The following is a 22,537-nucleotide window of genomic DNA, read 5'->3' as shown; positions in this document are numbered from 1 at the left end:
ACGCCCCGGGCAGACACCCGCGCGTTCCGGGACCGTGCCCGGCCGCACCACCCCATGGGACGCGATCCCGAAGACCCGAGTGCCGTCTCGGGATGGCGCCGGATTCCACTGCTCCGGGTGTTGAGGTGCTGTCGAAGGAACGGGAAATCCGCTGGTCAGCCAGGATCGGGCAGGTGGGTGACCCGGTCGAGGGCTGCGGTGAGGTAACTGGTCCAGGGTCAGTGTCCAGCCAGGCGGAGGATCCGTCGGCGGCCGGCGGTCACGAGCTGTCCGGGCGCGGTGAACAAGCGGAGCCGTGGTCGGCGGGGCTCCCAGAGCCTGGCCTCGCCGGCCAGGGCGAGCATCGGCATCCAGGCCAGCAGATCGAGAGCGAACTGCACGATCTCCAGCCAGATCAGGTTCTGGGCCGTGCGGTGCAGGGGCACGTTGCGCAGGCCGGTGGCCCAGGTGGCGCGGATGCGGTCCTCGACCCGCGCCCGCAGCCGGTGACGCAGTTCGAGTTCGGCGATGGGCCGGCCCAAGGTGTTGGTGGCGAAGCAGGTCGGCCGCATGGCGTGCGCATCCGTGAGCCGCGACTGGGCTCCGGGGTGCGGCCGTTCCTGCCTGACGATCAGCCGCATGCCCTTGGGCCGGCCGTCCAGGGCGTCGCCGGTGAGTTCGGCGGCCCAGGCGCCGTCGCGTATGTCGCCGTCCGCCTCGACGGCCGCCGTCCCGATGCCGGAACCTTCAGCACATGCTGGTGGATCGCCTCGGTGACCATCATGGCCACCGAGTAGGACAGCCACCGTCCCCGCTGAGTGAGCCAGGCGACGAAGTCGTGCGTGCCGCCCGCGGAGTCGGTGCGTATCAACGTCCGGCGTCCGCGCCGGTACTCCTTCGGCGGCTGGGCCACGGCCGGTCGGGCGGCGGCGATGTGGTCGGCGGCCGTGTTCGAGCCTGCGTTGCCTGCTCTGAGCAGAGCCGCGACCGGTTCACCGGTGCCGCCCGGTCCGTGGTCGACACACCCCATCAGCGGGTGGTGGCCGTAGGTTCGCTTCCACGTGGGTGCGGCGTCCTCCTTGTCCGAGTACGCGATCACCAGCACCCCGTCGAGGTCGACGGTCACCGTTCCGCCGGCATCAGGCGCTTTGCGGTCGGCCAACCGCCAGACACGTTCGCGGACTTCAGCCCGCGCGGCACGGAGGGCCCGCAGGGGCGTCTCGCCGGAGACTGCAAGGGTGTCGGCGAGGCGGGAGACCGTCGGGCCGGAAACTACCGGCCCGAACACGGCCGGCTCGGCCCACAGCATGGCGACATCCGCGAGGCAGTCCCCGCCCAGCGCGGCCGCCAGCGCCACATCCAGCAGGATCTTGCCCGGATCGTGCACCGCCCGGGTCTTCCGCCACGGCGTCAGTGCCACTGATATCGCGGTGTCCAAGCCGGCCTTGCGGACGGTCTCGACCAGCAGCACGCCCCCGGCCCGCGAGACCACCGTTCGGCCGCCGCCGTCGATGCGCACACGCGGGTACGACCCGATGCGCTTCTTCACCTGGAGAGTGCTTCTTTCCGTGCCGCTCGCAGGACCCTGGACAAGTCCCATCGTTGCAGTTCAGGACAATGCCGGTGATTTAGGGTGTTTTCGCAGTTGAGGCTAGTGTGTTGGGTTCCGGGTGACGTTGAGTGAGTAGCTGACGCGGCTGGGAGGGCGGGGCTCGTCCCGGCGTTTGGCTTCGAAGGTGTTCCTCGGTGGTTTCTTCAGTCGTTGGCAACGGCGGTCGCGGCGTGAAGGCAGGAGGTCGTTGAGGAGTTCCTGGACGACTTCGAGTCGGGCAGCGCGCAGGGCCTGCGGGGTCGCTGCCGTCTGTCCGGCGGTCGTGAGCCGGGCGAGCTGCACCGTCGTGGTGAAGGAGATCCGGTCGGGATCGACCTCGCCCTGTTCGGCTGCGTGGACTTTAAGCGCGGACAGTGCCTGGTAGACGGTGAGGAGTGCGTAGATCTCCTGGCAGATGAGCTCGGGGGTCTTGGAGCGCAGGATGAAGCCGGCGCCTCGCAGCCGGTTTTTGAGTTCGGCGAAGCCGTTCTCGATCTCCCAGCGCTGGTGGTAGAGCTCGGCCAACTGCCGTGCGGGCGCCTGTCGGTGGTCGAGCAGGCTGGTCGCCAGGCGGAACTTCTCGGCATGGGGCGGCACGTCCTGGGACCGGACGGTGACGGTGTAGTCGATGATGCGTACGAGGTGTCCTTGCGGCAGCCCTGTCGTGGTGCGGCCGTGGAAGCGGGCGTCGCCCAGGCGCTGGCCCTCGGCGGGGGTGGGCATGACGGACACGTACGAGCCGTCGGGCAGCACCCACAGTGGTGGCAGGACGAGGTTCTTCTTGATCCGCCAGGCGAGGTGGCAGCCGGTCGCCTCGACCAGGCCCCACAGTTCATGGCCGGCGAAGTTGCGGTCGGCCAACAGCAGCATGCCGGACCGCAGAGAGGCGAGCAGGCGGCGGGCGAGCTTGTGCTCGCTGAATCCGGCGATCGAGTCGAAGGCTGCGTCGATGATGGCGTGGGTGCCGCACTCGAGCAGGGCCATCATTCTGACCTGTGGGTTTCCGCTTTTGTTGGTGCCGTCGCGGCCGGTGAACCCGAACGCGGCGGCGTTCTCGGAGGTGTCCGGTACGTCCAGTGCGGTGCCGTCCCAGGCGACCAGCCGCAGGCCGAAGGCGAACGCTCCTGGGGTCGCGGGTGTCGCCTGGGCGCCGCACCGGCGTTCGAAGGGCGCCTGGAAGGGCTTGTCGCCCAGGCGCTGGCGGGCTCTGGTGAGGGCCGAACTGGTGGGCAGGCGCTGGACGAGGCCGCCCGGCAGGTGCCGCAGTTTCTCGGTCAGGGTCCGCAGGACCACCCGGTATCCCGGCGGCCCGGTGCTGTCGGAGCTGCTGAACAGGCACAGAGCCAGGACGAAGTAGACCACTGCGCGGGCCGGCAGGAGCCTGCGGCGGCGCTCGGCCCTTCCGGTCAACTCCAGTACGTCGTCGACCATTTCGGGGGTGATCTCCTCGGTGAGTACGCCGAGCCGGATCCGGTCGCCGAACTGCGGCTCCAACCGCCTTCGGGAGCTTTGAGGGGGCACTGGACGGGACGTCGACATGACGATTGAAGCAGCAGCGATGGCAGACTGAGCGCCCAACGGGGCTCCCTTGCAGACAGTCGGATCTTGGTCGATCTTCTGTCCTACCGGGAGCCCCGTTGCCGTGTCCCGAGATCATCTGGCGCATCACCAGATCGGGGCGAATCCCCTCATGCACCTCAGGTTCCTACCCACCCAAAACCGCGACCGGCATGGCGTCCCACCTGCACCGATGCGCTAAATCACCGGCATTGCAGTTCAGGAGCACTCTCTGCTTATTTGATCAAGCCTGGGACACCCGCCTCGTGAAAGCGCGAGGCCAACGGCGCCTACGTGGTGACCGTGTGAGCGGACGAGATCGGCCAGGTGTGGCGCTCGGGCGGGTTCAGGAGTGGTTCGCGTCGCGCAGTCGAGTGTCGGGGGTCAGCGGTGACGGCTCGACGCGCAGCAGTCGGGCGAGCCCGGCGGGAAGCCACCAGTTGTACTTGCCGAGCAGTGAGACCGTCGCGGGCACCAGCAGGGCCCGGACGACGGTGGCGTCCAGCAGGATGCCGGCGCCGAGCGCAGTGGCGAGGACCCTGATGTCGGTGCCCGGCGCGGAGGCGAGCGCGGCGAAGGCGAAGAACAGGATCAGGGCGGCCGACGTGACCAGCCTGCCCGTGCGGCCCAGGCCGTGCTCCACGGCGTACGCGGTCGAGCCGGTGCGGTCGTACTCCTCGCGCATCCGGGCCAGGATGAACACCTCGTAGTCCATGGACAGTCCGAACAGGAATGCGAAGATCAGGACCGGCAGCCAGAACGTCAGGGCACCGGTCGCCGCGATCCCGAAGACCGCGTTGGAGCCGTGTCCGTCCTGCCAGAACCAGGTGATCATCCCGAACACGGCGGCCACGCTGACCAGGTTCAGCAGCACCGCCTTCAGGGGCAGCAGCAGGGAGCGGAAGGTGCGGACCAGCAGAACGTAGGTGACCAGCGCGATCAGGCCCAGGACGTAGGGGAAGTCGTCGAAGACCGCCCGTTGGTAGTCGAGGACGACGGCGCCCCGGCCGGTCACACCGATGTAGCCGGGCAGGTTTCTCGTCGCCTCGCGGACCGAACTCACCACCGCCACGCTGGAGTTGTCCACCGTCTCGTGGGTGGGTACGACGACCACCTCGGTGACGCCGTCGCGTCCGGGCGGGGCCACGACCGCCATCCGCACGCCGGGTACGCGCCGCGCGACAGCCGCCACGGCGGACGCCTGCGGACCCGACCGGACGAGCAACGGCATGGGCGTCAGCACCCCGCTGCCCACCCCGCCGGCGTCGAGCGCGGCCAGGGTGTCGTGGGCGACGCCGCTGTGGGCGAGGGAGGCGGAGCCGGCCTGGCCGATCTGCAGGCCGAACACCGGGACGATGGCCAGCGCGAGCGCGCCCAAGGCTGTTGCGGCGGCGGCCCAGCGGTACCGGACGACCCCGCGCGCCCAGGCCGCCCAGGCCCGGGAGACCCGCGCCTCCTTACGGATCCTGGGCCGGTCGATCCGGGGGCCGGCCAGGCTCAACAGGACGGGGAGCAGGGTGAGGACGACCAGCGTGCTGATCACGGGGATCACCATGCCGCCGAAGCCCATGCTGCGGATCAGCGGCACGTCGACCGTGACGAGCGCGACGAGGCTGATCGCGACGGTGATCCCGGAGGCGAGCACCGCGTGCCCGGCGGTCGTCACCGCGGTGATCACGGCCTCGTCGTTCGATCGGCCGCGGGCGCGCTCCTCGCGCCAGCGGGAGACCAGCAGCAACGAGTAGTCGATCGCCACGCCCAGCCCGACCAGCGCGATCAGGAACTGCACGACGAAGGACACATCGGTGAAGGTCGTCAGACCGAGCACGACCAGGAACGTCGCCAGGATCGACACGCCCGCGACCACGAGCGGCAGCAGGGCGAGGAACGACGCGAACACGAAGGCGAGGACGAGTAGAGCGCCGAGCGCGCCGATGAGGGTCTCGCCCAGCACGCTGAGACCGCCGTCGTCACCGCTGGTACTGCCGGCCGCGAGCTGGTTGTAGCCGGTGACAGCGGCGGTCAGGCCGTGTTGCCGTGCGGCCGTCTTGACCGTACGGTCGACCGTCACTGCCAACGGGTCGGTGAAACCCGTCGGTTGGGGACCGTAGACCAGAAGGAAGGTGCTCTGTCCGCCCTCGGTCAGGAAGGCCGGGTCTCCGGTGGTTCCGTAGTCGAGGACGCGGATGCCGGGGATCGTACGGATGCGGTTGGCCACGGCGGTGACGTCCGCGCGGTCGATCGGGCGTCCGGCGGGCGCGGTGAGGACCGGCAGGTAACCGAGGTCGGCGGATATGCCGTAGCTGCGGGCCAGTTGGGACTGAGTCTCGGAGCCCTCCTGGCCGGGGAGGGAGAAGTCCGACGAGAGCCGGGACGGGAGATGGCCGGCCGCGGTGCCGCCTGCGAGCAGGACGACCAGCCAGAACGCGATCACCCACCGGCGGTGGCGCAGGACGAAGTGCGCGCATGTGGACACGAGTTGCTCCTCAGCGGGTGGTCTGGAAGGTCGCCATCATGGCCATGTCCTCGTGTTCGAGGTTGTGGCAGTGCAGGAGGTAGCGGCCGGCGTGGTCGTCGAAGCGGATCGCGATGTCGGCGTACTCCTTGGGGCGGAGGTCGATGGTGTCCTTCCACCCGTGGTCTCCCGGATCGAGCGGGCCGCCGTTGCGGGAGAGCACCTGGAACGGCGAGAGATGAATGTGCACGGGGTGGTAGGCGTCGGTGGCGAGGCGCCAGATCTCGACCTCGCCGAGGCGGGGAGCCGCGTCGATACGCCGGGGGTCGAACTCACGGCCGTTGATGACCCAACCGGCCGTGTTCGCGCCCATGTTGGTGACCTTGCCCTTGCGGAACATCCACGGCCGGGTCGTCGCCGACGCCGTCGACAGGGCCTCGACGGTGGACAGTCGGGCGGGGATCCGACTGTCGTCGGTCGCCTTGCGGGCGACCACGAACCGCATGACACGTGAAGTGCCGCCCCGGCCCGCCCCGTTGGTGAGTGTCACCCGGGTGCCGACCGGATAGCGGGAGAAGTCGACGACCACGTCGAAGCGCTCGGCCGGTGCGACGGGGATGACGGTGTGCTCCAACGGCGCTGCCAACAGGCCCTGGTCGGAGCCGATTTGGGTGAACGAGGGGCCGCTCCGGGGTGCCGGGTCGAGCGCGAGTTCGTAGCGGCGTGCGTTGGAGGCGTTGAGGAGACGGAACCGGTAGCGGGCCGCGTCGACTTCCAACTCCGGCCAGGGCGCGCCGTTCACGAGGACGACATCACCGGCCGCGCCCGCCATGTGCGCGGCGTCGACACCGGCCATGCTGATCAAGTGGGCATCCATCGCGGGGTAGTTGAGCGCGCCGTCCGCGTCGAAGGCGCGGTCCGTGATCATCAACGGGACGTCGCGGTCGCCGCGCGGCAGCGGCAGCGCCTGCTCCTCGTCGTCGGTCAGGAGCAGGAATCCGGCCAGCCCGCGCCAGACTTGGGGGCCGGTGAAGCCCATCCGGTGGTCGTGGTACCAGAGCGTCGCGGCCCGCTGGTCGAGCGGATAGGTGTAGTCGCGGGTGCCGGTGATGGCCGTACCGCCGACGGCCTGGTCCGCGAAGCGCTCGCCGCCGGTGGCGGGCAGTACGAGGTCGGTCGGGAAACCGTCGCTCTCCGGCGGGGTGTGCCCGCCGTGCAGGTGCACCACGGTCGGCACGCCGAGCTGGTTGCGGTAGCGCAGCACGGTCCCGCGTCCGCGGCGGGCCGCGATCGTCGGCCCGGGGAAGATCCCGTCGTAGCCCATGATCGTCGTGCGCAGGCCGGGCAGGATCTCGACGCTCGCCTCTCGCGCGGTGATGTCGTAGTAGTCCGTGTCGGGGGTGCTCCGGGACGGTCGTTTCACCGGGGGGATCGGAAGGGGGACGGTGAACGGTTTCGGTAGCGCGGCGGCGGAGGTGAGCGTACGGCCGCCGTATTCGGCACCGGTCGCGCCGGAGGAGGCCGCGTCCGATCCCGGGGACTTGCAGCCGGCCGTCGTCCCGAGCGTCACGGCGCCGGTGAGCGCGGCCATGGTGCGCAGAAACCGTCGGCGCTCGGGTCCAGGTGGTTCGGTCATGGCGCAGACGATGGGTGACACGGGCCGTCGTCCACGTCGTCCGGACGCGGTGGATCCGGCATACCGCGCACGCGGTACAGCGGCACCGGTGTCCGTACCGCGTCCGGACGACGTGGACGCGGACGGGCGTTCGATACCGTGCGGCCCATGGCTGACTACCGGTTGTCCCGCATCCGCGGCCGTGTCATATCCCACCCGCAGGCCGTGGACGTCGCTTTCGGCTTCCTGGTCGTCACCGTGATCCTGCTCGCCGTCCGCGCCGGACGCCCGCTGCGCGCCGAGGACTTCCTCGCGGGGACGCTCGCGTTCGCGCTGATCGCCGCCCGGCGCAGATGGCCGCTGCCCGTCTTCGCGGCGGTCACGGTGGTCAGTGCGGCGTTCAATCTGCACGCGGCACTCGTCGGCCCGCTGCTCGCCGCGAACGTGATCTGCACCTACACGGTCGCCTCCCGTACCGACCGGCGGATCGCCGCGGTGACGGGCACGATCACCGTCGTGACCGTGTACGTCGCGGTCGTCATCGGCGCCGGCCGGACCTGGCTGGACCCGCAGAACGCCGCGATCGTGGTGTGGGGCACGCTGGCCGTCGTCGTCGGCGACGCCACCCGCATCCGGCTGGCCAACCTGGAAGCCGTCGAGATCCGCGCCCGGCAGGCCGAACACAGCCGCGACGAGGAGGCCCGCCGCCGGGTCGTGGAGGAGCGGCTGCGGATCGCGCGGGACCTGCACGACGTCGTCGCGCACCACATCGCCGTCATCAACGTGCAGGTCGGCGTCGCCGCCCACCTGCTGCGCGAGCAGCCCGACGACGCGGAGGAGGCGCTGGCCCACGTCCGGCAGGCCACCCGCACCGTACTGGCCGAACTCTCCACCGTGCTGGACGTGTTGCGCTCCGAGGACCGGGACGCCGAGGGCACGGATTCCACGACCGAGCCGCCACCGGGCCTCAGCCGACTGGCGTCGATGCTGGACTCGCTGGCCGCGGCCGGACTGCGGGTCGACCACCGGCAGGAGGGCGAGGCCCGCCCCCTGCCCTCCGTGGTCGACCTCGCCGCCTACCGCATCGTCCAGGAGTCCCTGACCAACGCCCACAAGCACGGCAGCGAACCGGCGGCCCGGCTGCGGCTCGACTACACGCCGGCGGGCCTCAAGATCCTGGTCGAGAACGCCGTCGGCCGCCCGGCGCCGGACGCCGACGGCTGCGGCCACGGACTCATCGGCCTGCGCGAACGCGTCAGTTCGGTCGGCGGGAGCGTACACACCGGGCGCGACGCCGGCCGCTTCACCGTCGACGCCTTCCTTCCCGCCGCACCCGACCGACAGGACACCCCCACGTGACGATCCGCGTGCTGCTCGCCGACGACCAGACACTCATCCGGGCCGGTTTCCGCGTCCTGGTCGGCGGGGCGCCGGACCTGGAGGTGGTGGGGGAGGCGACGACCGGCCGCGAGGCGGTCGACCTCGCCGGCAGCACCCGCGCCGACGTGATCCTCATGGACATCCGGATGCCGGAACTGGACGGCATCGAGGCGACCCGGCTCATCACCGCCGACGAAGACCTCGCAGGGGTACGGGTGTTGATCCTCACCACCTTCGAACTCGACGAGAACGTCCTGCGCGCACTGCACGCCGGCGCGAGCGGGTTCCTCAGCAAGAGCGTCGAACCGGGCGACCTCCAGGAAGCCATCCGTGTCGTCGCCCGTGGGGACGCCCTGCTGTCACCGAAGGCCACCCGCGGCCTCATCGCCCGCTTCCAGTCCCAGCCGAACCCGGGCCCACTGCCCAGCCCGGTCCAGCTCGACTGCCTCACCGAGCGGGAGCGCGAGATCATGGCCCTGGTCGCCGCCGGGCTCTCCAACGACGAGATAGGGGAGAGGCTGTACGTCTCTCCGCTGACCGCGAAGACCCATGTCAACCGGGCAATGATGAAACTGGGCGCACGCGACCGCGCCCAGCTCGTCGTCCTCGCCTTCCGGAGCGGGTTGGTCAGTCCTGGCGATCTTCCCGTGCAGTGACGGTGGGACAGGTTTGCGGTGCGCGGCCAGGACCCGTTCTCCGTCCGTGAGGTGCACGCTGTCGCGCAGCGCGATCAGGACCGTGGAACCCGTGACCATCAGGAAGGCCGCCTCGACGGAGGAGAGGTCCGCCGGGGCGTGCGAGAGGCGGTCTGCGGACACCACGACGTACTCGGCGGCCTCGGCGATCTCGCTCGCCAGGTGGCGTGCTTCACCGGTGGCCAGCTTGCGGGACTGGTCGTCTGCGAGTGCGTAGGAGAGGGTGTAGGCGGGGACCGGATAGGGCGGGGCGGCCGTCACCGGAGCCATGATGGACCCGACCTGGAGCGTGATCGGGCCGTCCGGGATCGGGTGGTCCGCCACTACGGCTGAGAGTGAGCCGATGCGTCGTCGTACGATGACGCGCCGCTCGCCTCCTGGAACTAGCCACCCTGTCGTGATGATGTCAACGTCCCGCACACTCGTCACAGCCCCCAAATTCGCATCCACACCCGCAGCACGATCACCATTAGTGATCACCTATCCACCAGCTCCGACAGAGGATGCGGCACGGACCGCTCAGCGGAACAAATCTTGACGGGATTTTCCTCACCCACCACATTGCTCACGGGCCCCCTGCGCGGCGAACCACCCGATGCACGGGGACATTCTCTGGTAGTGAGAAATGGGGGAACGGCACATGGGTGCTGGGGGTACCACCGACACCGCTGCGGGAGGGTCGGTCATCTCGTTGCCCAAAGGGGGCGGCGCTGTGGGCGGGTTGGGGGAGAAGTTCTCGCCCGACCTGTTCACCGGGACCGGGAACTTCTCGGTGCCGATCGTGCTGCCGGCCGGACGCGGGGGTCTGCAGCCCCAGTTGACGCTGGCGTACAGCACGGGCAGCGGGAACGGGCCCTTCGGGCTCGGATGGCAGCTCTCCCTGCCCGGCGTCTCCCGTAGGACCTCGCGGGGGCTGCCCCGTTACGCCGACGCCGACGTGTTCGTGCTGTCGGGCGCCGAGGACCTGGTCCCCGTCGAGGGCAGCTACCCCGGGCGGGTGCGGTATCGCCCGCGTACCGAGGGCATGTTCGCCCGGATCGAGCACGTCAAGGACTCCACCGGCGACTACTGGGAGGTCCGCGCCAAGGACGGCTCCCGCACCCGATACGGCACCCCGCGGCCGGCCGGCGCTCCGGACGACTGGCCGGACCCGGCCGTGGTCGCCGACCCCCGCACGCCGGGCCATGTCTTCGGCTGGCGGATCACAGAGACCTCCGACCCCCTCGGCAACCTGGTCAGATACTCCTACTTACGCGATCTCGGCCAGGAACCGGGCCATCTCTGGGACCAGCCGCTCCTCGCCCGTGTCGCATACGCGGACTACGGCGACCGGGCCGCACCGGAGTTCCTGGTCACGGTGGACTTCGACCACTCGGAGCGCCCCGACCCGTTCTCCGACTACCGGGCCGGCTTCGAGGTCAGGACGTCGCTGCGCTGCAACGCGATCCGGGTGACCACGCACGCGGCCGGCGGGATGGCCCGGGTGTCCCGCGAATACCGCCTCGGCTACGACCAGGCCGCCTTCAACGGCGTGTCCCTTCTCGCCGACGTGACGTGCGTCGGCATCGACGAGCCGGCCACGGCCACCGGGACGGAGGGCCGTGGGGCGGGGACAGGGGCGGGGCACATCGTATCCGGCGGCCCGGGGTCGGAGGACGGGCCCGGCGGTCCCGCGTCCGGTGGCGAGTCCTTCGCACCGGCGTCAGAAGCCGAGCCCACCGAGCTCACGATCACCCCGGCCGCCGTCATACCTTCTACGACCCCAGCCGCCACCACACCCGGCCCCGCCACACCCACACCCGCCGCCGTCCCGGCCGTCGAGTCCCTCCCGCCCCTGGTGTTCACCTACGCCGACTTCGACCCGGCAACCCGCTCCTTCGCCCCCGTGACGGGGCCCGGCCTCCCGACCATCGCGCTCAGCAATCCGACGTACGCGCTCGTCGACCTCCGCGGTATCGGCCTGCCCGACGTGGTGGAGCTGGGTGGTGCCAGACGGGTCTGGCGGAATGCTGGGAAGGGTCGTTTCGAGCTGCCGAGGACGCTGGCCGAGGCTCCGCCGTTCCCGCTCGGCGCGGCCGGTGTGTCGTTGCTGGACGCGGACGGCGACGGGCGTGCCGACCTGGTCGTCTCCCCGGCCGCGACGCCGGGATCCCGCGCGGCGGGGGGCGGCGGGCCGACCGGGTACTACCCGATGTCGTTCGCGGGCGGCTGGTCCAGGCGTTCGTTCCGGCCGTACCGGCAGAGCCCCAGCGTGAGCCTGGCCGATCCGAACGTGAAGTTGGTCGATCTCGACGGCGACGGGCTGACGGACGTGCTGCGCTCGGGCAGCCGTCTCGAGGCTTGGTTCAACGACCGGGATCCGCGACAGGCCTGGCAGGCCACCGCGGTGAGCAATGGCGCCGGGCCCGGCGTCGACCTGGCCGATCCCCGGGTGCGGCTCGCGGACATGACCGGCGACGGCCTCCAGGACCTCGTGCTGCTGCGCGACGGCAACATCTCGTACTGGCCCAACCTCGGTTACAACCGGTGGGGTGAGGAGGTGACGATGCGTGACTCGCCGCGGCTGCCCGACGGGTACGACCCGCGGCGGGTGCTGCTCGGCGACGTGGACGGTGACGGCACCGCCGACCTGGTGTACGTCGACCGCGGCCGGGTGTCGTTGTGGGGCAACCGGTCGGGCAACGCCTGGACCGCCGAGCCGGTTACCGTCGCCGGCACACCGGATCTCGTCGACTCGGACTCGGTCCAGCTGTGCGACCTGTACGGCACCGGACTGGCCGGGCTGCTGTTCAGCCGCGCGGCGGGCGGCCCGGGGCGCGGCGGGTCGAGCCTGCGGTTCCTGGACATGACCGGCGGTACGAAGCCGTACCTGCTGACCGGCATGGACAACAGCCTCGGGGCGGTCACCCGAGTGACGTACACGCCCTCGACCCGGGAGTATCTGCGGGACCAGGCGGACCCCGCGACGCGCTGGCGGACCACGCTGCCGTTTCCCGTGCAGGTCGTCACGAAGGTCGAGGTCGACGACCGGATCTCGGGTGGGCGGCTGAGCACCGAGTACCGCTATCACCACGGCTACTGGGACGGCGTGGAGCGGGAGTTCCGCGGTTTCGCGATGGTCGAGCACCTCGACACGGAGACCTTCGGCGCAGCGCCCGCCGGGCCCGGCGCGGTACCGCCGGAGCACTACTCGCCGCCCACCCTGACCAAGAGCTGGTTCCATTCCGGGCCGGTGGCCGCCGCGGAGGCCGGCGACTGGAGCGAACTCGACCTGCGGCACGAGTACTGGGCAGGCGACGCGCCGATGCTGTCGCGACCGGCCGCGCAGGACGCGTTCCTGGCCGCCCTGCCCCGCGACGCGCGCCGGGCCGCGCTGCGGACGCTGCGTGGACAGGCCCTGCGCACGGAGTTGTACGCCCTCGACGACAGCGCCCGCAAGGCCCTCCCGTACACGGTGACCGAGACGGTCTCGGGGGTCCGGGAGGAGTCCGCCCCGGCCACGGCCGAGGACGCCGACCGGGAACGGATCTTCTTCCCGTTCCTCCTCGGCAGCCGGACCACACAGTGGGAACGCGGCGCCGAACCCATGACGCAGTTCGCCTTCCCCACCGGCCACGACGCGTACGGCTTCGCGACCGGACAACTCGCCGTCGCGGTACCGCGCGGCCGGGACCCGCTGGCCGCGGCCCCGCCGGAGACATCGCCCGAGTCGTACCTGGCCTCCTACACGACCACTGAGTACGCCCGCCGCGACGACGTCGACCACTACCTGGTCGACCGCGTCGCCAGGACGACCGGCTACGAGGTCGTCAACGACGGCCGGTTACCGGTCGCCGACCTGCGTGCCGCCGTACTCGACGGGCCGGGGCAGACCGCAGGCAGTGGCGTGTCGCTGCGGGTCATCGGCCACGCCCGCACGTTCTACGACGGCGACGCCTACGTCGGGCTGCCGCTCGGCACGCTCGGCGAGCACGGCCTGGCGACCCGCGCCGAGTCGCTCGCGTTCACCGACGCCTTCCTGGACTCGCTCCATGCCGCGGACAACTCGCGGCCCCCGTACCTCACGCCCGGCGGGGCGACCGCCTGGCCGGCCGAATACCCGCCGGAGTTCCGGCGCCTGCTGCCGCCGCTGGCCGGCCACACCCACTACACCGACACGGACGTACCCGGATCGCCCGGCGGCTACTACGTGACCGGTGCGCGCCACCGCTACGACGTCCACGTCACCGGAAGGGTGCCGCGCGGGCTGCCGGTCGCTTCGCTGGACCCGCTGGGCGCCGAGAGCCGGATCGACTACGACCAGCACGACCTGCTGCCGGTGCGCACGGTCGATCCGGCCGGGCTGGAGATGACCGCCGTCTACGACTACCGGCTCCTGCGGGCGCAGGTGGTGACCGATCAGAACGGCAACACCTCCGAGGTGGCCTTCTCCCCCTCCGGTCTGGTCACCGCCCACTTCGTGCGGGACAAGAACGGCGCGGGCGACCTCGCCGCGCCGAGCACCCACATGTCGTACGACCTGCTGGCGTTCACCACGCGCGGCGAGCCCGCGTCCCTGCGCAGCACCAGGCGGGTGCATCACGACACCGACACCGGTGTTCCCGCCGACCGGCGCGACGAGGTGATCGTCTCGGTGGAGTTCACCGACGGGTTCGGCCGGGTGCTGCAGTCCCGCGGACAGGCCGAGGACACCCTGTTCGGCGACCCGCAGTTCGGCGGTGGCCTCATACCGGCCGAGGATCTCGCACCGGCCGGCGACACCGCGGGACGCACCCGCGGTCCGTCCGACTCGGACAATGTGATCGTCTCCGGCTGGCAGATCTACGACAACAAGGGCCGGGTCGTACGGAAGTTCGAACCGTTCTTCTCCGCCGGCTACGACTACGCGCCCGCCCTCGACTCCCAACTCGGGCAGCGGACGAGCACGTTCTACGATCCGCGCGGACAAACCGTCAAAACGGTGCACCCGGACGGCAGCGAGCAGCGCGTCGTCCTCGGCGTCCCCGCCGACCTGAGCGACCCCGACCGGTACGCACCGACGCCGTGGGAGTCGTACACCTACGACCCCGACGACAACGCCGGCCGCACCCACCCGGACACCGGCACCGCCTTCCAGGGGAATTGGAACACCCCAGCGAGCGCCGAGTTCGACGCGCTCGGCCGCACGGTGCGCGCGGTGGTCCGCAACGGGACCACCGGCGACGACCGTCTGACCACGGTCTCGGCGTACGACATCCAGGGCAACCTCCTGTCGGTCACCGACCCGCTGGGCCGCACCGCTTTCGCCTACACCCACGACCTGGCCGGACGGTGCTGGCGCACGGACGGCATCGACGCCGGACGCCGCGACACCGTCCCGGACGCGCTCGGCAGCCCGGTCGAATCCCGTGACGGCAAAGGGGCGTTGACGCTCGGCACCTTCGACTCCCTGCACCGGCCGGCCCGCGTCTGGGCCCGCGACGACGCGTCCAGGGCGGTGACGCTGCGGCAGATCGTCGAGTACGGCGACGGCGGTACGCCCGGCCAGGCCGCCGCCGACCGTGTCGCGGCCCGCGCGGCGAATCTGCTCGGCAGGGTGGTACGCCACCGCGACGAAGCGGGCCTGGTTCTCGTCACCGCGATCGACTTCAAGGGCAACGTGCTGGAATCCGCCCGCCGTGTGATCGCCGACGCCCCGGTCCTGGCGACCTACACGGCCGCGGCGGCGAACGGCTGGCGGGTCGCGCCGTTCCAGGTCGACTGGACGCCGGCCGCGGGCCAGGACCAGGCCGCGCGGGACGCCGTCCTGCTGGAGCCGTCCGGCTACCTCACGACGACGAGCTACGACGCGCTGGGCCGGGTCGTGTCGCGGCTGTTGCCGGCCGATGTGGAAGGCCGCCGCCGCGAGCTGCGGCCCGTCTACAACCGGGCGGGGGCGCTGGAGGCGGTCAGCCTGGACGGTACGGTCGTCGTGCAACGGCTCACCCACGACGCCAAGGGCCAGCGGACCCTCGTCGCGTACGGCAACGGCGTCATGACCCGGTACGCGTACGACCCGCGCACCTTCCGTCCGACCCGGATGCGCACCGAGCCATACACGCTCGCCGACGGGCCGGTGTACCGCCCGGCCGGAGCCGTACTGCAGGACCACGGCTACGACTACGACCTCGTCGGCAACATCCTGGCCGTACGCGACCGCACGCCCGGCAGCGGTATCCCGGGCAACCCCGAGGCACTCGCCACGAGCGACCCGGTCCTGCGCGGGCTGCTCGGCAGCGGCGACGCGCTCAACCGCAGGTTCGCCTACGACCCGGCCTACCGGCTGCTGTCCGCCACCGGACGCGAGCACCGGGCACCCGCCGCCGGTGACCCGTGGCCCGGCCTGCCGCGCAGCACCGACGCGACACAGACCCAGGCGTACACCGAGACCTACGGCTACGACCAGGCCGGCAACCTGCTCACCCTGGCCCACGCCGGCGCCGGAGGTTTCACCCGCGCCTATTCCGTCCCGACGGGCGGCAACCGGCTCCAGCGGATGACCGTGGGGAGCACGGCGTACGACTACGTCTTCGACGCCAACGGCAACCTGCTGGCCGAGACCACGTCACGGCACTTCGGGTGGGACCACGCGGACCGGTTGACCGCGTTCGCCACCCAGACGGCGGGGGCCGAGCCGTCCGTGCACGCCCAGTACCTGTACGCCGCAACCGGCGAGCGGGTGAAGAAGCTGGTCCGCCGGCAGGGCGGGACCGTGGAGGTCACGCACTATCTCGACGAGACGTTCGAACATCACCGTTGGGCGACCGGGACGCCGACGGCGGGCGAGAACAACCATGTTCACGTGACGGACGAGAACCAGCGCATCGCCCTGGTCCGCTCCGGTCCCGCCCACCCGGACGACCGGGGACCGGCCACCGCCTACCACCTGCCCGACCACCTCGGCAGCAGCACCGCCGTCGTCGACGCCACCGGCGCCCTCACCAACCGCGAGGAGTACACCCCGTACGGCGAGACCAGCTTCGGCAGTTACGCCCGCAAGCGGTACCGGTTCACCGGCCGGGAACGCGACGAGGAGAGCGGGCTCGGCCATCATCACGCGCGCTTCTACGCGTCGTGGCTGGCCCGCTGGACTTCCTGCGACCCCCTCACCTCGGGCCACGGGGCGTCGAGCTACTGCTATGTGTCGAACAAGCCGACCGGGCTGGTGGACCCCGACGGCGCCGACGACAGAAAGCCGCCGGGACAAGGCGGAACGGCCGGCGCGTCGGTGAACGTCGCCGCCGGCCCGAGCGGTCCCGTCGCGGAGCATGACATCCCCTACCAGAAGGGGATCAGGGGCTTCGCGGAGTCGATCCTCGTCGGCGGACGAGGCTCGGCGGGCAACGCCCGCTACGACTCCCTCGGGCCGGACCAGGCCTTCGCACGCGGGTTGATGGACAAGGGGTGGGGCTGCACGCTATGCCACATCACCACCCAGGTCTGGAACACCTGGGGGCCCCGCGGCGTCAACCCGGTCAACAACCTGCCGCTCGACTGGACGATCAACACCCAGGGATTCGCACGGTTCGTGGCCCTGAGCGTCTTCTCGCGCGCCGTCGTGGAGTCGGCCCTCGGCGCGAAGGGACTCGTGGACGGCTTCCGCGGACCGGGACAGCGACGGAATCCGGAGCCGAACCGTCCCGCGCCCACGACGCCGAGCCTGCCCGCCGCGCAGCCGCCGCAGGCGGTCATCAGGTACACGCCCGCGATGGCGGGCGCACCGAGCGACGCCCAGTTCCTCCGGTTCAACATCGAGTGGGCGCAAACCGAAGGGGGTCCCCTGGTCCGTGGCCAGCGGCTCCCGAACGACGCCGCACTGCGCAGGACGGCCAGGAACCACATGGACGCGATCGGCTTCGACCGGACCGGACGGCAGGCCATGCATCCGCTGGACTCCGTCGCCAACCGCTATCTGACGACCAACGGGCCGGTCGGCACCACCTACTACTTCGGCGACGCGTCGGTGAACGCGTCCTTCGGAGCGCAGCTGGGCAACGAGCTGCGACGGCTCGGTGTCCGGCCGGGCGACAGCTTCACCGTCAGGTTCGTCGGCTTTCCCGACTACAACTCGGTGCGGCCGCTGGCACCGCCTGCCAGCCCGCCCAACCTCAGAGGACATCGCTGACCGCCGGTACCGGCGGCACCGAGCCGGTGACCTTCCAGACCCCCGGCACGCACACGTTGGTGGCGTCCGCGGTGACCACCGACGGCGCCGTCTACTCGTCGGACCCGATGAGCGTGCGGGTCTACGCGGCCGGGCCGCCCGCGTTCACGGTGGCGGCACCCGTCGCCGGCACCACGGTCAACCTCGACGAGGCCGGAAAGGACGTCACCGTCCAGGTCACCACGACGAGCGACCAGTACTTCCCGCTCAAGGTCAGCATCACCTGGGACGACAGGGTGAAGACCGGGCAGATACTCGCCGGCAGCACCCAGTTCCAGACGACCGTCACCCTCGCCCCGATGCCACTGGGCACGCGGACCATCTGGGTGACCGTCGCGGATCCCGACGAGGTCGGCTCGACCAAGACCACCTCGGTGAACTGCCGGGACGTCTCACCGGCACAGGTGCTGGTCGACTTTCCGCCGCAGAACGGCAACATCCCGGGCGCCGACACGGGCGCGGCGACCGTCTCCATGCACGGCACGGCGAAGGACCTCCAGAGCGGCATGGTCGGCGGCAGCGCCTCGGTGGCGTGGGCCCTGACCCCCACCGGGACCAGGACGGCCGCGACGCCGGGGGCGGCCGGGGACTTCAGGAACTGGACCGCCTCGGTGCCGCTGACCCCGGCCGGGTTCGGCGCGCACACGATCTACGTGTGGGCGACCGACGCGGCGGGCAACACGATGCCGTCCCCGCAGACCGTCCCGGTCACGGTGATCAGCTCGTACACCCCGAAGAACCTGGCCGAGCGGCTCAACGACCGTGAGTACCTGGCCGCGTTGCTGTCGTTCGCCCAGGAGCAGGTGACGTTACCGGGGAACCCGCCGACTCCCCTGGACACCCACACCCTGGTCGGCGCCCTGACGCAGCCCGTCGACCGGTTGAGCCAGCCGCTGTCGGCGGAAGTCGACCAGGGAAACCGTGAGATCAACCAGTTGCGGGTGCCCATCGAGGTGCTGCGGTCCTACATCACCGCCACGAACACCTCCACCGCGCCGGGCGCGACCGGGGACCGGAACTACCGCATCGCCGCGTACACGGCGCTGCTCGCCGCCGCCGGGACCTCGTACGCGGAACTGCGGCTGGCCCGGGGCGCCGATCCGGCCGTCCGGCAGGCACTCGCCGCGCGGCTGGGCATCAGGCTGTCGGCGACCTCGCCCGACGAACTCGACCTGTTGCTGCTGGACGCCACGGGACCGGCCGAGTCGGTGCTGGAGACCGTCTTCGGGTTCCAGGCGACCACCGGCGCCGACCCGTTGCGGGTGCCGTCGACGCCCTGGCTGCTGAACTGGCGGCAGACCGCCCTCGCGCTGACCTGGGCCGAGCAGGACCAGCACCCGATCGTGCCACCGCACTACCGGGTGCTCGCCGACCCCGACGTGATCGGCGCCGCGGACGTCGTACCCGGCCCCAACGGCGACCGTGTCCGTACGCTGCTCGGCGCCCGGACCCTGCTGCTCACCCTGTACATGACACAGCTCAACGACGCCCGGACGAAGGCCGCCAATCCCGCGGCCGACCTCGCGGCGATGCAGAACCTGGCGCTGCCCGGCGTCGACCTCGCGGACCTGGAGACCAGGGACGGGAAAGGCGACGACATCGGCGCCGCCCTCGCCGCGGCGGGGCTCACCCGCAGCGGGTTCCTCCTCCTGCGGAAACTGAGCAGGCTCGCGGCCACCGGGACCGTCACGACGGCCGAGTGGGGCGACGCGATGGCCGTGCTCGTCGGCGCGCACAAGGAGACGCTCTACGCGGGCTGGCGGGCACAGGAGTCCACGTTCGTGCTCTCCCCCGACTTCTTCGTGCTCACCGCCGGCGCCGGACCCGCGGTCAGTCCGTACCGCGTCGACAGCCGTGCCCGCGCGGACTGGCAGTCCGCGCTGCGCGGCCGTGTCACCCAGCGCCAGGACCTGATCGACGCCAACGACCAGGCCGTCGCGGCGGCCGAGCAGACCGCCCTGCCCATCCTGCGCGACGCCCTCCTGGCGGACCTCGCCCCCTCCACCACGGGCACCATCGGCGAGGAGATGTCGGCGCGGTTCTTCGTCGACGTCCTGGCCGGCGGCACACTGCGCACCACCCGCATCCGGCAGGCCGTCGAGAGCATCCAGTCCCTGCTGTCGGCGAAGCGCTCCGGCGAGCTGCCGGCCAACCATCCCGCGGCGGCCTGGATCCTCAACGGCTCCTCGTTCAGCGGCGCGTGGACGTGGATGGGCGAGAAGCAGAGCTGGCAGGCGGCCACCCTGGCGTTCCTCTTCCCCGAGCGCCATCTCGACCCGGCCCTGCTCGTCCCGGCCGACGGGCCGCTGCACAGCCTTTTCGAGACCGTACGCGGCGCGGGCGTCTTCAACGGCTCCGTGGCCGCGGACGCGGCGAAGGCCTACCTGAAGGCGATGAACAGGACCTTCGGCTACTTCGACCCGGCTCTGAGCACCGCGCAGCGCCCGCCGGAACCGGACAACACGCAGATCTTCTGGACCGTACCCATGCTGCTCGCCCAGCGGTTGCAGGCCTCCGGCGACTACCAGGCCGCGCTCGACTGGTACCGGCTGATGTACTCGTACGACGTCTACGACGCCGGGAAGCCGGTGTCCCTCTACGACCGGATCAACACCGAGAAAGTCTTCCGCCCCGACCTCAGTTTCCCGCCCGGCTGGACGACCGCGCTGGATCCCTTCGCGCTCGTCGCCAAGCGCCCCGCGCCCTACACCCGCTACACCCTGCTGTCCGTGATCAGATGCCATCTCGACTACGGCGACGCCCAGTTCACCCGGGAGACCGACGAGTCGGTGGCGCAGGCCCGCACCCTCTACGTCACCGCGCGCCGCCTGCTCCAGAACCCCGCGCTGCAACCGCAGCTACCGCTGACCGACGGCGAACCGCCTCTCGCCATCCCCGACCTGGACGTGCTGCGCAACCGCGCGGAGGCACAGCTCGCCAAGATCCGGCAGGGACGGAACATCGCGGGCCTGCCCCGCGCGCAGGGTTCCGAGGCCGCGACGGTCGTCCAGCCCACCCCCTACCGGTTCAAGACCCTCCTCGAACGGGCCAGGCAACTCGCCGCCCAGGCCGCCCAGATGGAGGCCGGTTTCCTCGCCGCGCTGGAGAAGTACGACGACCGGAGCCTGCGCCTGTACGACGCGGTCAAGGGCATCGACCTGACGGCCGCGCAGCTCGGCGTGGCGACGAGCCGGGTGCAGGAGGCCGACGACGCGGTCGTCGCCGCCGTGGCGCAGAAGACCAAGGCGGACACGATGGTCGCGTCCTACACCGCCGCCATCGACGCGCCGCCGAGCCAGTACGAGCAGAACCTGCTCGACAGCTATGGCGACATGCGCGAGATCAAGGACCACATCTCGGAGGCGAACACCGCGATCGGGGTGGCCCAGGCGGCCTCCACCGCGGCCAGTCTCTTCGGGTTCTTGGAAAGTGGCGGCGCGAAGGCGGCGCTCGCCGTCGGCATCGAGGTGGCGACGTTCGCCAAGGGAGCCTTCGAGCTGCAGCAGAACTCCCTCGAAGCGCAGATGCAGGCCAACCAGTTGCAGGCGGGCATCGAACAGCGCAAGAACGAGTGGCGGCTCCAGCAGGTCGCCGCACAGCAGGAATCGCTCGTCGCCGCCGCCCAGGTCACCACGGCCCGCGACCAGGCCGCGATCGCCGTCCAAGAGCAGGGGGTCGCCACGCTTCAGCACGACCAGGCGGTGGCCATGCTGAAGTTCCTGGGCGAGCAGTTCACCAACGCCGACCTGTACCTGTGGATGAGCAACACCCTGGGCGGCGTGTACCGGTACTTCCTCCAGCAGGCGACCGCCACCGCCCGGCTGGCCCAGGCCCAACTGGCCTTCGAGCGGGCCGAACCGGTACAGACCGTGATCCGCAACGACTACTGGCAGTCGCCGGCGGAGCTGACGGCGAACACCGGCCAGGCCGACCGGCAGGGCCTGACCGGCGCGGAGCAGCTGACCGCCGACCTGGCCCGTCTCGACGACTACTCCTTCAACTCGGCGCGGCGGCGCCGAATCTGTCGCAGACGTTCTCGCTGGCCCGGCTGATGCCGGTGGAGTTCATGGAGTTCCGGCGCACCGGGACGCTCGCGTTCGCCACGCCGACGTCCCTGTTCGACGCCGACTTCCCCGGCCACTACCTGCGGTTGATCCGCCAGGTGCGCACGAGCCTCGTCGCGCTCGTACCGCCCGACCGGGGCATCCGCGCCACCCTGTACTCCAACGGCATCTCCCGGGTGACCACCGGTTCGGACGGCACCTTCCAGGACGTGACGGTGCGCTCCGATCCGGGAGTGGTGGCGCTGACCTCACCCCTCAACGCCGGCGGGGTGTTCGAACTCGACGTCCAGTCGGACCTGCTGCTGCCGTTCGAGTCCAGCGGCGTGGACACCTCCTGGGAGTTCCAACTCCCGCCCGCGGCGAACCCGTTCGACTTCTCCAGCATCGCCGACGTACTGCTGACCATCGACTACACCGCGGCGTACGACGACACCTACCGCAGACAGTTGCTCACCCGGCTCAACGCCGACCGCAACCGTGGCGCGGACTGCCTGTTCAGCCTGGCCCGCGATTTCCCCGACCAGTGGTACGACCTGAACAACCCGGCCGACCCCAAGGCCCGTTCGGTGACCGTCCCCTTGCGGGACATCGACTTCCCGCTGGGGATCGACTCCCTGTCCACCGCCGCGATCGCCGTCCACCTCTCCAGCGGCGCGGAGGTGCCCGACACGACCGTCACCCTCACCCATGGCCAGACCGGAGGCACGGCCACCACCACGAACGGCATCGCCAGCACCCGACGAGGCAATGCGACCGCCTGGACACCGCTGTGCGGTTCGAGTCCCACCGGGACCTGGCAGCTCTCCTTCGGAAGCGACGCCGCCGCGCTGTTCGCCTCCGGCGCCCTCGACGACATCGTCCTCGTCATCAGCTGGACCGGCCAGGCCCCCACCTGGACACCGTGAGCCGACCCGGTCCCCTCCGGTCCAGCCTCGGAGGGGACCGCGAAGAGCAGGTCGGTGCCGTGGACGAGTGCGATGCGTGGGCGGGTGGGCAGCGCGCGGATCAGGGCCGGTGTG

At 71.0% G+C, this 22,537-nt stretch carries 6 protein-coding genes and 2 pseudogenes; 4 read left to right on the top strand and 4 right to left on the bottom strand.

Annotation, left to right across the window (positions count from 1 at the left end):
• Positions 1-155: 155 nt before the first annotated feature.
• From JHN45_RS16985 to JHN45_RS16970, 4 genes and pseudogenes are all read right to left on the bottom strand, one after another.
• Positions 156-1,528 (bottom strand): annotated as a pseudogene (locus JHN45_RS16985) (IS1380 family transposase).
• A gap of 102 nt (positions 1,529-1,630) precedes the next feature.
• Positions 1,631-3,064, bottom strand: coding sequence for an IS4 family transposase (locus tag JHN45_RS16980; RefSeq protein ID WP_201049584.1), 1,434 nt, complete (start codon positions 3,062-3,064; stop codon positions 1,631-1,633).
• Between the two features lie 409 nt (positions 3,065-3,473).
• Positions 3,474-5,603 (bottom strand): MMPL family transporter, encoded by a 2,130-nt coding sequence (locus tag JHN45_RS16975; RefSeq protein ID WP_201049583.1) that lies wholly within the window; start codon positions 5,601-5,603, stop codon positions 3,474-3,476.
• A 10-nt stretch (positions 5,604-5,613) separates the two neighbouring features.
• Complete coding sequence (locus tag JHN45_RS16970; protein ID WP_236583756.1) at positions 5,614-7,218, bottom strand: multicopper oxidase family protein; 1,605 nt, start codon at positions 7,216-7,218, stop codon at positions 5,614-5,616.
• A gap of 147 nt (positions 7,219-7,365) precedes the next feature.
• Here JHN45_RS16970 and JHN45_RS16965 point away from each other — a divergent pair, with 147 nt between their 5' ends.
• From JHN45_RS16965 to JHN45_RS54395, 4 genes and pseudogenes are all read left to right on the top strand, one after another.
• Positions 7,366-8,556: a sensor histidine kinase gene (locus JHN45_RS16965; RefSeq protein WP_201049582.1), complete on the top strand. Its 1,191-nt coding sequence runs from the start codon at positions 7,366-7,368 to the stop codon at positions 8,554-8,556.
• Entirely contained in the window at positions 8,553-9,233 is a 681-nt protein-coding gene (locus JHN45_RS16960; protein WP_201049581.1) for a response regulator transcription factor, read from the top strand. Before JHN45_RS16965 ends, JHN45_RS16960 begins: the two co-directional genes overlap by 4 nt.
• A gap of 751 nt (positions 9,234-9,984) precedes the next feature.
• Complete coding sequence (locus JHN45_RS16955; protein WP_201049580.1) at positions 9,985-17,415, top strand: SpvB/TcaC N-terminal domain-containing protein; 7,431 nt, start codon at positions 9,985-9,987, stop codon at positions 17,413-17,415.
• Positions 17,416-17,522: 107 nt separating this feature from the next.
• Positions 17,523-22,423: pseudogene (locus JHN45_RS54395) on the top strand (neuraminidase-like domain-containing protein).
• The last annotated feature ends 114 nt before the right edge of the window (positions 22,424-22,537 follow it).

Origin of the sequence: Streptomyces sp. MBT53 (assembly GCF_016654115.1) — a bacterium.
GTDB lineage: Bacteria > Actinomycetota > Actinomycetes > Streptomycetales > Streptomycetaceae > Streptomyces.
Note: the sequence above shows the minus strand (reverse complement) of the source record. Positions and strands in the feature narration are given on the sequence as shown.